This is a genomic window from Halomonas hibernica, assembly GCF_013183775.1.
GTDB classification, from domain to species: domain Bacteria; phylum Pseudomonadota; class Gammaproteobacteria; order Pseudomonadales; family Halomonadaceae; genus Vreelandella; species Vreelandella citrativorans.
Genome location: NZ_VIFN01000002.1, coordinates 220,551 through 235,984, shown reverse-complemented (window position 1 = coordinate 235,984; position 15,434 = coordinate 220,551). Strand labels below are relative to the sequence as shown.

Here is a 15,434-nt window from a genome sequence, read left to right as displayed (position 1 = left end):
GCGTTCCACACTTTAAAAAAACATAAAAAATTCAAACATATAAAAAGTATACAAGTTACTTTACAGGAGTTTTCCATCTTTGATTCAGGGTCTTAAAGCACTTCATTGGTGCTAAAGCGGTCTGATTCGCACGATAAAAGTGCATAAAAACTGTCCATTTTTATCCTTTTATCGCCAAGCTTCTGTTTTTAAAACATTTAGCGTTTTCTTGGCCTGTGGTTTGCAAAATGACTTGTATACAAGACCATGGATAACCAAGGGCCAAACATGATGACCACACGCGGCTGGACACTCGAACAATGGCGGCAGGCATATAACGAGGGCGCAACCCCGGAAGCCTTACTCGGTGAGTTGATCACGCAACTGGCCAAACCTGACAGTACCGACAATGCCTGGATTTCACTTCTCGACCAAGAGGGGCTGGCTCATGCCCTGGCAGCACTTCAAACACGCCTGGACGAGGCGGACGGCAAGATAGACAAGCTGCCGCTTTACGGCATTCCGTTTGCGGCGAAAGACAACATTGATGCCGCCGGGTTTGCCACCACGGCGGGCTGCCCGGCCTATGCCTATCAACCCACCCGTGACGCTGCTCTGATTGATAAGCTGCGCACCGCGGGCGCAGTACTCATCGGCAAGACCAATCTGGATCAGTTTGCCACCGGCCTGGTGGGTACCCGCTCTCCGTTTGGTGCCGTGGCCAATAGCTTCAATCCTGAAGTGGTGAGCGGCGGCTCAAGTTCTGGGTCGGCGTCCGTGGTGGCACGCGGGCTAGTGCCGTTCTCACTGGGTACCGACACGGCAGGCTCCGGTCGCGTGCCCGCCGGCTTGAATAACCTGGTCGGGCTTAAACCCACCAAAGGCCTGTTCAGCATCGATGGGGTGGTACCGGCGTGCCGTTCGCTGGACTGTGTCTCCATCTTCTCGTTGACTGTCAATGATGCCGGGCAGATCGCCGAGCTAATGGCCGGCTTCGAGCCTGCCGACGCTTTCTCACGCAAGGCGCCAAGCGCCCTCCCCCTGGATGCCCCGGCCATACGCCGTCCTGGCCCGCTAGCCAAGCTTGCCATTCCCCAGTCGCCCCAGTTCTTCGGCGACGTGGTGGCTGAAAAGGCATGGCAAACGGCCGTGGAAAAATGGCAAAAGCTTGAAGGGGTAACGCTCGTCGAACTTGATTTTGCCCCCATGCTTGAACTGGCCGCCCTGCTTTATGAAGGGCCGTGGGTAGCAGAGCGCCACGCCGCCGTGGAAACCTTCATGGCCGAACATGCCCAGAACATGAATGACGTGGTGCGCGGCATTATTAGTAACGCGGGTAAATACAGCGCCACCGATACGTTCAAGGCGCAATACCGCAAGGAAGAGCTGGTTAGGGTGATCGATAATCTTTTGGATGATATCGATGGCCTGTTAGTCCCCACCGCCCCTACCGCGCCCACTATCGAAGCGGTTAATGCTGACCCGGTAACGCTCAATAGCCAGCTCGGCACCTATACCAACTTCGTTAACCTGGCCGATTTTTGCGCATTGGCGGTACCCGCCGGGTTCCGCGACGATGGACTGCCTTTTGGCGTTACCTTGGTGAGCGGCGCCTGGAAGGATCGGGAACTGCAGACCCTGGCCAGCCGCTGGCTAAATGCCCACCCGACGCCGCTGGGTGCCACTGACCAGGCACGCCCGCCGGAAACCGTTCATACCACCCTTGCCGTCCCCACCGTTCAGGTCGCTGTGGTAGGCGCTCATCTTTCCGGCATGCCGCTGAATACCCAACTGACCGAGCGCCATGCCTGGCGCGTGGCATCCACGACAACGTCCGCCAATTACCGCTTGTTTGCCCTGCCCAACACCGTACCGCCCAAGCCCGGCCTGCAGCGCGTTCACGAAAACGGTGCCGCCATCATTGTTGAAGTATGGGAAATGGCCGCGTCGGAATTTGGCTCGTTTGTCGACCTGATCCCCGCGCCGCTGGGTATCGGGAGTGTCGAGCTTGCCGACGGCCGCTGGATCAACGGCTTTATCTGCGAAGGGCATGGAACCACAGATGCTCAGGATGTCACCGAGTTTGGTGGCTGGCGTGCCTATATCAAGGCGCAAACCTCCCACGCATAACGAGGCTATGACTCATGTTCAACAAAGTATTGGTTGCCAACCGCGGTGAGATTGCCGTACGTACCAACCGCACGCTTAAGGCGCTCAGTGTCGGCAGCGTTGCTGTCTATTCCCATGAAGACCGCCACAGCCTGCATGTGGAAAGCGCCAGCGAAGCCGTGGCCCTTACAGGCAATGGCGCCAGCGAAACTTACCTGGATAAACGCCAGATTCTGGATGCCGCCCGAAAGACCGGTGCGCAGGCCATTATCCCCGGCTACGGCTTTCTGTCTGAAAATGCCGACTTCTCCGAAACCTGTGAGCGTGAGGGCATCGTCTTTATCGGCCCCACGCCCACACAGATGCGCGAGTTCGGGTTAAAGCACCGTGCCCGTGAGCTGGCCGAAGCAGCAGGCGTGCCGCTAGCCCCAGGCAGTGGGCTGCTCGACAGCGTGGAAGAGGCACTGACCACCGCTGAACGCCTGGGTTACCCGGTCATGCTCAAAAGCACCGCAGGCGGCGGCGGAATCGGACTGACCCGCTGCAATAGTGCCAAAGAGCTGCAAGACGCCTTTGAAACCGTTCAACGCCAGGGCAAAAATTTCTTTAACGACAGCGGCGTCTTTCTTGAGCGCTTTATCGCCCGTGCCCGCCACGTGGAAGTCCAGATTATCGGCGATGGCCACGGCAACGTAGTGGCATTAGGTGAGCGTGACTGCTCACTGCAACGCCGCAATCAGAAAGTCGTGGAAGAGACGCCGGCCCCCAGCCTGCCCACGGCCACCCGTCAAAGGATGCTGGATGCGGCCGTGGCGCTGGGTGAATCGGTCAACTACCGTTCAGCGGGTACCGTTGAGTACATCTACGACGCCGAGCGTGATGAGTTCTACTTTCTGGAGGTCAACACCCGACTGCAGGTAGAGCACCCAATCACCGAAGCCGTGACCGGCCTTGACCTGATCGAATGGATGCTCAAGATCGCCGCGGGCGACCACCTGGACCTGGCTAATTTTACGCTCAGCTTGAGCGGTGCGGCCATGGAAGTGCGCATCTATGCCGAAAACCCGTTAAAGGATTTTCAGCCCTCGCCCGGTGAATTAACCGACGTACACTGGCCCGGTGATGGCGTGCGTATCGACACCTGGGTCGAAAATGGCAGCCAGGTATCCGCTCACTACGACCCCATGATCGCCAAGCTGATCGTGCATGGTAACGACCGCGCGGATGCTCTGGCCAAGCTGCGTAAAGCACTGGATGAAACCCGCCTGATGGGTATTGCCACCAACCTTGACTACTTGCGTCAGGTGGTCGCCCAAGCGAGTTTTGCCGAAGGCAAGGTCTCGACCCGCGCGTTGGAAAGCTTTCACTTTCAACCCTGCGTTGCCGAGGTAGTCTATCCAGGTACTTACACCACGGTGCAAGACTTCCCGGGACGGGTCGGCTACTGGAACATCGGCGTGCCGCCCAGCGGCCCGATGGATGACTTCGCCTTTCGCATCGCCAACCGGATTGTCGGTAACCACCCGGAGGCTGCCGGGCTGGAAGCTACGCTGATAGGCCCAAGTCTTACGTTTCATCAGGCAACCGTCGTGGCGCTGACCGGCGCTGTTACCGACGCTACGCTCGACAATACCCCGGTGGATTTCTGGACGCCTATCCACGTCAACGCCGGCCAAACGCTCGTGGTGGGCAAGGCCAGCCAGGGATGCCGCACTTACCTTGCCGTGCGTGGCGGATTCGATGTACCAGTGTATCTTGGCAGCCGGGCAACCTTTGCCCTCGGCCAGTTTGGCGGTCACGGCGGACGACCACTGCGCCCGGGCGATCTGCTCGGCATCAGCCAGCCGGGGTTACCTGCCTGCACCACGCCAGCGCCCACCCACGACCCCGCCCCCGTTGACCCGGCGCTCATCCCGAATTACCCGAGCCACTGGGAAATAGGCGTGCTCTACGGCCCGCACGGCGCGCCCGACTTCTTTACCGAAGACTCCATTGAGCGCTTCTTTCAACAGGACTGGGAAGTCCATTACAACTCCAACCGGTTGGGCATTCGCCTGAATGGCCATAAACCTGAATTCAGCCGGGCAGATGGCGGTGAAGCGGGGCTACACCCTTCAAATATTCATGACTGCGAATATGCGATCGGCTCGATTAACTTCACGGGTGATATGCCAGTTATTCTGACCCGAGATGGCCCGAGCCTCGGCGGGTTTGTCTGCCCGGTGACCATCGCCAAGGCCGAGCTATGGAAAGTGGGCCAGGTCAAACCAGGCGACACCATCCGTTTCGTGGCCATCGACAACGCCACCGCCGTCAAGCTCGCAGAACGCCAGGAGCTGGCCGTCAAGTACCTGTCCGCGCCACCTGCCGTGACCCTAAACAGCGCCGACCTGGCGCCGTTCAACGGCCTCTCCGCCACTGTGTTGGCCCACCTTGAGGCGATGCAGGAGCGCCCGGAAGTTACCTACCGTCAGGCAGGCGATCAGTACATTTTGTTGGAATACGGTCCTAATGTGCTGGATTTAGGCGCGCGTATGCGCCTCCACGCACTGATGGAGGCGATTGCCGATATCCAGCCGCGTGGTCTGCTTGAGCTTTCCCCCGGCGTGCGTTCGCTTCAACTGCGCTACGACCCGCTGACGCTGACCCAGCAGGCATTGATGACCTACCTGCTCGACCTGGAAGCCACCCTGCCACCGACCGACGAGCTGAAGGTGCGCAGCCGGGTGATTCATCTTCCCATGGCGTTTGAAGATAGCGCGACGCTGGAAGCGGTGGAAAAGTATCGTCAATCGGTGCGCGACACCGCCCCTTGGCTGCCTAACAACGTCGATTTCATGCAGCGCATCAATGGCCTCGCCAACCGTGACGAGGTCAAGGATGTGCTCTATTCGGCGCGTTATTTAGTGTTGGGGCTAGGCGATGTGTATTTGGGAGCGCCCTGCGCCGTGCCCTTGGACCCTCGACATCGGCTGCTGACCTCCAAATACAACCCGGCGCGCACCTATACTGCCGAAGGCACCGTCGGCATCGGCGGCATTTATATGTGTATTTACGGCATGGACTCGCCCGGTGGCTATCAGCTGGTGGGGCGCACTCTGCCCATCTGGAACAAGCATCTAAAAAACAAACAGTTTTCAGAAGGCGCTCCCTGGCTACTGCGCTTTTTCGATCAAGTGTGCTACTACCCGGTCAGCGAGGATGAACTGGATAACCTGCGCGATCAGTTTAGGGCGGGTAAGCTAGCTATCGAGATCGAGGAAGATACGTTTGACCTGAAATCACACCAGGCATTTTTAGATGTCAACCAGCAGGCCATCGCCGAATTTCGCGCCCTTCAACAGGATGCCTACGCGAAAGAGGTGGCGCTATGGCGTGAAAGCGAAGAGAAGGCTCTGGACCGTTTGGCCAAAGCACCGCCCCCCGCAGAGGCGGATGACCTGGCTGGCTATGGCGAGCTGATCAGTGCCGAGATTGCGGGCAATATCTGGAAGTGCCTTGTGCAACCCGGCGATAACGTCATCAAAGGCGATCCGTTAGTGATTGTTGAAGCCATGAAGATGGAATTTGAAGTCATGGCGACACACTCTGGCACAATAAGCGCTATGCACGTCACCACGGGCCGAGCGGTAACGCCAGGGGAGCCGCTGCTGAGTATTGAAGTTTAAGGCATTCACATTGCTGCTGGCGTGCCGCCGCATCATGCGGCGGCCTCTCTCAATAAGGCCTATTGCCATGGCGTTGCGTAAATCATCCATCGCTGACCGTGTCTACGATGCGTTGAAAGACGATATTTTCGAGTTTCGCCTTCTTCCCGGCGATAAATTTAGCGAAGGCGATATCGGTGACCGGCTGGAGGCAAGCCGAACCCCGGTGCGCCAAGCGCTTTTTCAGCTCCAGCGAGAGGGGTATGTCGATGTGTTCTTTCGCAGCGGCTGGCAGGTGAAGCCGCTGGACTTCCAGAAGATCGCTGAACTCTACGACCTACGCATTACTCTGGAACAGGCGGCCGTTCACAAGCTTTGTGCCCTGCCTGAAAAGCCGCTGGTGCTGCGAACTTTACGCGATATCTGGAATCCCGCCAGCCACGCTGATCGGGCGGTGGGCAGTACGGTTCGTGCACTGGATGAAAGTTTCCATGGCGATTTAGTGGTGGCCGCTGGCAATCAGGAGATGAGCCGTATTCATCGTGAAATTACCGAGCGCCTGCGCGTCATTCGACGCCTGGACTTCACCCGCGATGATCGGGTTGATGCCACCTATCGCGAACACGCCGCCATTCTGGTGGCTCTTGACGAAAACGATGCCCAGCTCGCCGCCAAACGCCTAGGGTCGCATATCCGAAGCAGCCATGGCGCCGTTCAGGAAATCACCATGGAGCGCCTTCGTGAAGCTGCCGAAGAGCAGCGCTAGCGCTTAAAAAAGCGCCCTGGGTTAACCCAGGGCGCTTATCAGCCACGCGTCCAATGTTGAGACAATACCGTCTACTCGGCAATAGCGCGCTTGCGACGCTTCTTCAACAGCGGTAAGCCAAGTGACAGTAATGCAATTACCAGCAGCGAGAGTGAAATTGGTTTATCAATAAACGTCATCCAGTCACCCCCCGAGATCTGTAGCGCACGGCGCATGGACTCTTCCATGATATTGCCCAGAATCAACGCCAGGATCAGCGGCGCCGCCGGGAAGCCAAACAGACGCATGCCCAAGCCCAACAGGCCAAAGCCCAACAGCAGCAACAGATCAAACACGCTAAAGCTCATGCCATACACGCCGATCATGCAGAAGATCAGAATCAGTGAGAGCAGCAGCGGCTTGGGAAGATCGAGGATTTTGGCAATCAGCGGGATCAGCGGCAGGTTCAAGACCAGCAGGAAGATGTTGCCGATATACATACTGGCTACCACACCCCAGAACACATCCGGGCGTTGCTCAAGCATCATCGGGCCTGGTGTAACACCCATCACCAGTAGCGCGCCCAGCAGTACCGCCGTGGTGCCCGAGCCCGGTACACCCAAGGTTAAAAGCGGTACAAACGAGCCGGTACACGCCGCATTGTTGGCCGCTTCCGGCGCCGCAACGCCTTTGATATTACCCTTACCGAAAGTGTCACCGTCTTTGGCAAGACGCTTTTCCATGCTGTAGCCCAAAAATGAGCCAATCGTCGCTCCTGCGCCCGGCAGTACACCAGTAAAGAACCCAAGCACAGAGCTACGGCTGACAGGGCCTGCGATCTCTTTCACTTCACTTCTAGTGAGTTTTAACGAACCAATGGCATTACGCGGGGCTTCTTTACCGCCACCGCCGCGCAGCAGCATGTAGAACACTTCGGCTAACGCAAAGATACCCAATGCCACGACCAGGAAGTCGATGCCATCCAGCAGCTGAATAGAGCCAAAGGTAAAGCGCTCGGTACCGGTTTGCAGGTCGATGCCCACAATCGAGATGATCACCCCGACCACAGCGGCAATGAGGCCTTTGACCAGCGACTTATCCGACAATGAGACCACGGCGGTTAAGCCCAGCACCATTAATGCAAAGTACTCAGCAGGGCCAAAGCTTACCGCTACCTTGGAGAGCAAGGGCGCGACCAGCATCAAGAAGATAACCGAGACAGTTCCGCCCACAAACGAGGAGTAGGCGGCGATGGCCAGCGCTTTACCCGCCATGCCTTTTTTGGCCATTGGGTAGCCATCAAAAGATGTGGCGACCGTACCTGCAACGCCTGGGGCATTGAGCAGGATAGAGGAGGTGGAGCCACCAAAAATAGCGCCATAATACACCCCTGCCATTAGGATCAAGCCGGATGAAGGCTCCATGGCAAAGGTGATAGGAATCATTAAAGCCAGCGCGCTGATCGGCCCAAGGCCGGGCAGCATGCCGATAATCGTACCGGCAAACACACCGGCAAATACGTAAGCGATATTGATAGGCTCAAGCGCGATGCCGAAGCCATACATTAAATTATTTAAGGCATCCATGGGATCTACTCTCTTAAAAACTAGCTTAAAAACCAGCTTAAAAACCAGCCCAGAAACGGCGCAGGAGGCATTAGCAAGTCGGCGTTAGAAAGGGATAACACCGGTCGGCAAGTAAACGTCCATCACCTGTGTCATCGTCAGATACAGCGCCAGCACCACCCCTAGCGATGTCACCAGATTGACCACATGACGACGATAGCCGTAGTAAGCCGTTAACCCCGTGCACAAAAGCGTTGAGGCCAGTACAAACCCCAATGGCACCAGAAGTAGCGCATACGCGGCAATGGCCAGTGACGTAACAATCACACGTCCCCATGGCGTCATCAGCAGCGGGCCTTGTTGCGCGTCGTGATCAATCTCATCGGCACCGGCAAGCGGTGAGGGTTTCTCGAAAAACAGAAACACAGAGAGAATCAGCAGCGAAAAGCCGAGTACTTTAGGGAACAGGTCAGAGTCGACCGGTCGCGGCAAGGGAAAGGTGGGGATTTGCCATGCCATGGCGATATACGCAGCCGCCACTAATGCCAACACCAGCGCTAACCACTGATTGGTATTTAATTTCGTCATTGGAGTTTCTCCGAGGAGCACGTACCTAATCGTCACGAACAGGCATTCCCGGCGGCACAAAGAGGCCACCGGGATAACACGCTATAGCACTATAGGTTATTTATTGACGCAGTAGACCCAGATCGCTTAACACGCCGCTGAACTGCTCTTGCTGCTCATCAAGGAAGACACCGAACTCTTCACTGTTCTGGTAGGCATCGATCCAACCCAACTGATCGCGGGCTTCTTGCCAGCCATCGGTTTCGAGCATTTCGGCAAACAGGTCCTGATAGTAGGTCACTGCTTCTTCCGGCATATCCGGGGTGCCCATTATGCCGCGCCAAATATCGAAGGTGTAATCCACACCCTGCTCTTGATAGGTCGGCACATCGGCCAGACCGCCACCCAGGCGCTCAGGTGAAGAGACACCTAGCGCACGGATCTGGCTGCCTTCACCCAGTTGCCCCACCGACTCACCCGCACCGGTAATTACCGCTTCGATATGACCGCCCATCAGGTTAGTCATGGCATCGCCGCCGCCGGAGAACGGAATGTAATTGACACTTGAAGCCTCAAGGCCCGCTGCGGATGCCAGACCCGCAATAGAGATATGGTCCATGGAGCCAGGCGCACTGCCGCCGCCTACACTTAAGCCAGGATTTTCCTTGAGTGCATCAAACAGGTCGTTGATCGTCTCGTACTCAGAGTCTGCCGACACCAGTACAATGGAGTAGTCAGTAATCAGGCGAGCAACCGGCGTGAAATCAGTGTGGTCATAGCGTGAGGCACCGGCCAGAGGCACCAGAATGATCGGCGGGCTGGTGGCAAACAGCTTGTGCGGATTGCCGCTATCACGAGCGATTTGCGCCCAAGCCACGGCACCGCCGCCGCCTGGTACGTTGATAGCAGCATAGTTCTCGTCAGCAAGCCCTTCTTGCTGAATAACGCGCGATACAGTGCGTACCAGCGTATCCCAGCCGCCACCCGGATTGGCGGGTGCCACGAACTCAACCGATTTGCTCGGTGTCCACTCTTGTGCCTGAACGGAGGTCGTCATGCCTGCCAGGGCAGCCATCGGTAGAGCGATCACGGCTAAGCGCTTCAAGGAAAGTACGGTCATTTGGCGTTCTCCACATATAAATGTTGTTGTGTGGTCCACTGTTATTATGTCGTGGTTACGCCGCGAACGTTAGAAGCGCTGGGCCTTTACGACAAGCTTGTGAACATAAAAAACAAAATGTTCTTTGTGGGCATTTTGTTCATTTTGTTCACAGGCACGTGAACCAGCCAACCTAAAGCGACTTAAGCCAGCTATGGGCTGCCTCAAGCAGCTGATAGCGCCGCTCTGGCCGACCCACATCACCGTAGCCAAGTTCGGCACTGACTCTTTGTTCAGCCACCAGAAACTCCAGGTAGCGTCGAGCGGTTGAGCGGCTAGCCCCCATAATGCGGGCAACCTGCATGGCAGTCAGCGGCGTCGCCTCAGCGGCCATGGCCTCCCCCACTCGGCGCAGCGTTAGCCGGTCGATGCCTTTGGGCAGCGCACTGGGCGTCGGGCGCGGCGCCTCGCCTGGCTGCAGTCTTTTAAACACGTGATCCAGCTCGTCCTGGTTCATCTCGTTACGCCCTGAAAGCACTTCGCGCTCACGACGAAAACGAGCCAGCATCTGCTCCATGCGGGCAGCTTCAATCGGTTTGATCAGATAATCAAATACGCCTCCACGCAGCGCCTCGCTGATGGTTTCTACCTCGCGGGCGGCGGTGACCATCACAATATCCACATGGGTGTAGTCACGCCTGATCGCCCATAGAAGCTCCAACCCTTCTACATCAGGCAGATAGGCGTCCAGCAATACCAGGTGGATAGCGGCAGCCTGTTCCGCCATTAACGCCTTGGCTTCGCTGCCGTTACGAGCAACGCCTGCGATATAAAAGCCTTCGTCCTGTTCAATAAACGCTTTATGAATATCGGCAATGCGAAAATCATCTTCGACAATCAGAATGCCGTATTGAGCTGCAGACATGCTCACTCCTCTTACGGTCGTCATTATTATGGTGAGTAGTGCGTATCAGGTTCAGCGCATAGCGAGCGGTCCAGCACCGCAATAAAGCAGGCTCCGCCCAGTTCGCTCTCCTCAAGCGTGATGGCTCCGCCATGCTGGCGACACAACCTTGCCACCAGCGCCAAGCCGATACCGCAGTGCTTGCCCGTTTTGGTGGAAAAGCCCTCCTCGAATATCGATTCAGCATGTTCGGGGAGCACGCCTGGGCCATTATCCTCTACTTCGAGCAGCAATTGTTCCCCCAGGTCGGTGAAAAACAGCCGCACGCTGGGCATGCTGCTATTGGGGCCATTAAGCGCGGCATGGCAAGCATTATCCAGTAGATTACCGACCACGCTCATCATGACTTCTTGCCCAGTGGGCGTTAGTGGGCAGGAGAGCGAGCTCTGCTCGTCGATCTCAAGCGTTACGCCCAGCTCGCGCGCCCGGGTAAGCTTACCCAGCAACGTACCACTGAGCACCGTGTCGGCAACATGGCGCATCAAAAAACTCATTTGAGCTTGAGCCCGCTCGGTTTCCTGATGAATCAGCGCCAGCGCTTCATCGATGCGTTCAAGCTGGAGGAGCCCTGAAATGGTATAGAGCTTATTGGAGAACTCATGCGCCTGGGCACGCAGCATATCCACATCGCGGCTTGCCTGGGTAAGCGCTTGGGAAAGATCAACAATTTCGCGGCGGCTACGGAACGTGGCCACGGCGCCTTCGATTTCACCATCATGCAGAATGGGCACCCGATTGACGATGGCCGGGTGATCGCCCAGCCACATCTGCTGGTCAAACTCCTGCTCACCGTGCTTCAGCACTTCCAGTAAACGAGTGTTAGGCACCACGTCCTGAATCGGCAGCCCCAGTATGACGTGCTCATCGGGCAGGTTAAGAAAGCGTTTGGCCTGCTGGTTGACCAGCGTGATGTGGCCATCCCGGTTGACGGCCAGAATCCCCTCGTGAATGGATTGCAGGATCGCTTCTTTTTCCATCGCTAAGCGGGCGATTTCATAAGGTTCCAGACCCAGAATGACCTTTTTAAGGTGCTGGGAAAGCCAGTATGCCCCGGCAAACCCCAGCACAATCATCAGCCCGACCAGTACCCAACCAAAGCTTGTATAACGGGCAACATCCATTTCGACCCGATCCATCATAAAGCCGACGGAAACGAGTCCGATAATATTGCCCTCTTCATCCCAAACGGGCGTTTTTCCGCGCATGGCGGTGCCTAACGTACCGGTCGCCTCGGACACGTAGGACTGCCCATAAATCAGCGCCTGGTCGTTATCGCCGCCCACCATCGCCTCGCCAAGGCGCTCAGGCACGGGGTGTGAATAGCGGATCGACTGCGCATTGCCCACGACCACATAGCGCGCTCCGGTTTCTATACGCACCCGCTCTGCCAGCGGCTGAATAATCATCGCCGGGTCAGGCGTGTCAAAGGCGCTAACGAGCTGTGGCATGCCTGCCACTGTTTTCGCCACCGCCAACGCCCTCTCGCCCATTTGATGACTGATGATATCGGCCTTACGATGATTGAGATATGCCCCCTGAGCCAGTAGCATGCCGGCCAGCAGTAACCCCACCAGCAACATCACTTGCAAACGAAAACTGCGTTTATACCAACGCCGCTTAGTACGCGTACGGCGCCAGCGCTGTAATTCAGCTAAGGTACGGGGGCGGGAATTAGTCATGGTGGAACTCAAAGTGCGCGACAGCGTCATTATGACATGCGCGGTAAGGGGGCGTTAATCGCCATCTTTTCTGTCATTAAGGGAAGCGTTGGGTGTTCAGTATATTTAACCACGTTATTTCGGCGAGCTATTGCCTGTTTGTCAGCGCTACTTTTTTCAGCCTTGTGCTTATCAGTCCTGCGGTCGCTAATCCTTTTTATGCACCTCCGCCGCCTACCGACGACGCGCCGATTTTTAGCGGCGACGCTGAACTTGGCTTTACGCACCTTTCTGGCAACACCAATAGCCAGACACTGATTGGCAAAACCCGCCTGACTTGGCTAACCGGCAATTTTATTCACTCGCTGCGCGGCGAGGTGCGGAACGTGAGTAAGGATGGCGAAACCAGCGCCGAGCAATATTTGCTCGCTGCCCGCGAGCGCTACGATTTTAAAGGCCCGCACTATGTATTTGGATTTGCCCGCTGGGAGAAAGATCGCTTTGCGGGCTACGACCAGCAACTTTCCGTGATTGGCGGGTATGGGCGCCAGCTGTTAGAAGGCTCGCGCCATTCACTCTCGCTTGAGGCAGGCCCAGGTTACCGTAATGACCGCCTGCGCGACGATGATAACGAACAGCTCGCGGTTGCCTATACCGCTCTGGTCTATCATTGGGGATTTTCGGACTACGCCGATATTGATCAAGAAATGTCGGTGGAATATACCGATAAAAACACGACAGGAAGGTCGCTAACGGCGCTCACCGCACGGCTCAACGCTCGTATGTCGTTACGCTTGTCGCATGAGGTTAAGCACAACTCTCAACCGCCGGATGATGCCAGCGAACGTACCGATAACACCACCAGTGCCTCGTTGCTGTACCACTGGTAGCAAAAGCGACGATAGGTGTGACTGGCCCGCCAATAGAAGCACCGTCGCTGTTTTTGCAGTGCTTCAATGGGGGCATTGGCCTGTTTTCCAGCCCTCATTTTAAGCCTCCCCTTTAATCGCGTTCGACTTTGGTCTAGTGGCACGATATACTAGCGCCAGTTTCCTGTCCTCGCGCCATTCAATGAATGGCGCTTTTTTTTTGCTGCGCTTTCCGCATTTGCGCTGTTTCCTCATGTTCCACCCAAGGTGTTCTTATTGATGAACCAACCAACCTCCGGTGCTGAAAGCCCTAAGCACCCATCGCTTGGCGATCCCATCGTACTCACGCTAAGCATCGGATTTATCGTGCTTTTTCTATCACTTTCCTTTTACGACCTGGACCTTGTCGCCGACTCGATCAGCCAGGGTTTTGCCTGGAGCGCGCTGACCTTCGGCACCTACTTCCAGTTTCTGATGCTGTTGACGTTCTTTATCGCCATCGGACTTGTGCTGACCCCAGCCGGCAACGCCAAGATCGGCAACCTGGATAAACCAGAGCTGAGTACCTTCAAGTGGCTTTCGATTATCCTGTGTACGCTACTGGGCGGTGGGGGCGTCTTTTTCGCCGCCGGTGAGCCGATCTATCACTTCGTGAACGTGCCGCCTACCTTCGACACCGACCCGGGCGTGGCCGCCGCCGTGCCCGGGGCACTGGCGCAGTCGTTCACCCACTGGGGCTTCGTCGGCTGGGCGATACTGGGGTCGCTCACCGCGATCGTACTGGCCCACGCCCACTACGTGAAAGGCCAGCCACTGCAACCGCGCACCCTGCTCTACCCGTTATTCGGCGAGCGCGTGATGCGTGGTCCGTTGGGTGGCGTGGTGGATACCTGCTGCGTACTGGCGGTAGTAGCGGGCACCGTCGGGCCGGTCGGTTTTCTGGCTACCCAGGTCAGCCATGGCCTCGAGGTGCTGTTTGGGCTGCCCAACACCTTCGTTACCCGGCTTTTGGTTCTGGCGACCCTGGGCATGGTGTACGTGCTTTCCGCGGTCAGCGGTGTGCACAAGGGCATGCAGCTCTTGAGCCGCTTCAATGTCATGCTGGCGCTGGGCATCGGCGCGGTCATCTTTTTGTTCGGGCCGACACTGTTTCTGTTCAACAGCTACTTTGCCGGCATGGGCACGTATCTGGACGACTTCTTCAAGATGGTCACCACCACCGCGGAAACCGCACCGGCGGATTGGATGCAGTGGTGGATCGTGTTCTTCTACGCTTGGTTCATCGCCTTTGCGCCCTTGATGGCGATCTTCGTGGCGCGTATCTCCCGCGGGCGCACCATTCGCGAGATGATTCTGGCCGTGGCGGTCATCGCCCCCATCGCCACCACGGTCTGGTTCACGCTGCTGGGCGGCTCGGGCATTTACTACCAGCTGACCGGCGTGATCGACCTGACCGATGCGCTGACGAACTTTCAGTTCGACATCGCCACGCTCGCCTTGGCCCAGGCATTGCCCGGCGGCACTTGGATGGCGCTGGCGATCCTGCTGCTGACGACCATCTTCGTGGCCACCACCGGCGACTCCATGAGTTACTCCATTGCCATGGTCGGTGCTGGCCACGACGAGCCCAGCCCCTTTCTACGCGCCTTCTGGGGCGTGATCATGACAATCATGGCTGCGGTGCTGCTGGCCATGCGTGAAGGACAGATCGCTGCGCTGCAGCAGTTCATCGTGATTACCGCCGTGCCGGTATCGCTGATTCTGCTGCCCTCTCTCTGGGATGGCCCCAAGGCAGCGTTTGCCATGGCGCGTGAGCAGGGAATTATTGACAGCTAGCGACTCTGGTAAATCTTTCTCATCTGAATGTGATGTGCATGGCCTTATTGTATGAGGCCATGCATTCCCACATTGAATACAAACAATGCTAATTTTAACTAGCATTTTACAGCGTTAAGCTACGCCGCTCCCCTAGTTATAAGTAACTTATGAAATTTAATTTCATGTAAATGGTGCTTTTGTAATTAGCTGACAAGCAATTCTCACTCTGACTATGAGAAAATGGAATGCATACGCAACTTAATTTCTTTTGTCTGCTGCCCCGTGTGTGTGAACAATAGCCAGTCTATTTTCCGCTCTCTTTTCCGCTTAGTCACTCTTCACTCATAAAGCGAAGACTTGATCGAGCTATGGGCGCATCTGAATTATTAAAAATAATTTTATTAGCAGGAGTTA

The 15,434-nt window shown here is 56.6% G+C and carries 10 protein-coding genes; 5 read left to right on the top strand and 5 right to left on the bottom strand.

Features of this window, described 5'->3' with window-relative positions; all coding sequences use genetic code 11:
• Positions 1 to 267: 267 nt before the first annotated feature.
• The 3 genes from atzF (at position 268) to FKN99_RS05385 (ending at position 6,501) form a co-directional block, all read left to right on the top strand.
• Positions 268 to 2,109 carry an allophanate hydrolase gene (gene atzF, locus FKN99_RS05395; protein ID WP_172116952.1) on the top strand — a complete coding sequence of 614 codons (1,842 nt, stop codon included), beginning with the start codon at positions 268 to 270 and terminating at the stop codon, positions 2,107 to 2,109.
• Between the two features lie 14 nt (positions 2,110 to 2,123).
• Positions 2,124 to 5,756 (top strand): urea carboxylase, encoded by a 3,633-nt coding sequence (uca, locus tag FKN99_RS05390; RefSeq protein ID WP_172116951.1) that lies wholly within the window; start codon positions 2,124 to 2,126, stop codon positions 5,754 to 5,756.
• Positions 5,757 to 5,823: 67 nt separating this feature from the next.
• Positions 5,824 to 6,501 (top strand): GntR family transcriptional regulator, encoded by a 678-nt coding sequence (locus FKN99_RS05385; RefSeq protein ID WP_172116950.1) that lies wholly within the window; start codon positions 5,824 to 5,826, stop codon positions 6,499 to 6,501.
• 71 nt (positions 6,502 to 6,572) lie between these two features.
• Here the strand turns inward: FKN99_RS05385 and FKN99_RS05380 are convergent, their stop codons facing one another.
• The 5 genes from FKN99_RS05380 to FKN99_RS05360 all read right to left on the bottom strand — a co-directional run bounded on the left by FKN99_RS05380 (position 6,573) and on the right by FKN99_RS05360 (position 12,354).
• Complete coding sequence (locus FKN99_RS05380; RefSeq protein ID WP_172116949.1) at positions 6,573 to 8,066, bottom strand: tripartite tricarboxylate transporter permease; 1,494 nt, start codon at positions 8,064 to 8,066, stop codon at positions 6,573 to 6,575.
• 84 nt (positions 8,067 to 8,150) lie between these two features.
• Entirely contained in the window at positions 8,151 to 8,633 is a 483-nt protein-coding gene (locus FKN99_RS05375) for a tripartite tricarboxylate transporter TctB family protein (RefSeq protein ID WP_087110671.1), read from the bottom strand.
• Positions 8,634 to 8,733: 100 nt separating this feature from the next.
• A complete protein-coding gene (locus FKN99_RS05370) occupies positions 8,734 to 9,732 on the bottom strand; it encodes a Bug family tripartite tricarboxylate transporter substrate binding protein (protein WP_172116948.1) in 999 nt (332 codons plus the stop codon).
• A gap of 172 nt (positions 9,733 to 9,904) precedes the next feature.
• A complete protein-coding gene (locus FKN99_RS05365) occupies positions 9,905 to 10,636 on the bottom strand; it encodes a response regulator (protein WP_172116947.1) in 732 nt (243 codons plus the stop codon).
• 26 nt (positions 10,637 to 10,662) lie between these two features.
• A complete protein-coding gene (locus FKN99_RS05360) occupies positions 10,663 to 12,354 on the bottom strand; it encodes an ATP-binding protein (RefSeq protein WP_172116946.1) in 1,692 nt (563 codons plus the stop codon).
• Between the two features lie 134 nt (positions 12,355 to 12,488).
• Between FKN99_RS05360 and FKN99_RS05355 the strand changes: the two genes are divergently transcribed.
• Together FKN99_RS05355 and FKN99_RS05350 are read left to right on the top strand one after the other, a co-directional pair.
• Complete coding sequence (locus tag FKN99_RS05355; RefSeq protein ID WP_216657993.1) at positions 12,489 to 13,223, top strand: DUF481 domain-containing protein; 735 nt, start codon at positions 12,489 to 12,491, stop codon at positions 13,221 to 13,223.
• Between the two features lie 258 nt (positions 13,224 to 13,481).
• The gene (locus FKN99_RS05350) at positions 13,482 to 15,038 is read left to right on the top strand and encodes a BCCT family transporter (RefSeq protein WP_172116945.1); all 1,557 of its coding nucleotides are present in this window, start codon (positions 13,482 to 13,484) and stop codon (positions 15,036 to 15,038) included.
• Positions 15,039 to 15,434 lie beyond the last annotated feature (396 nt).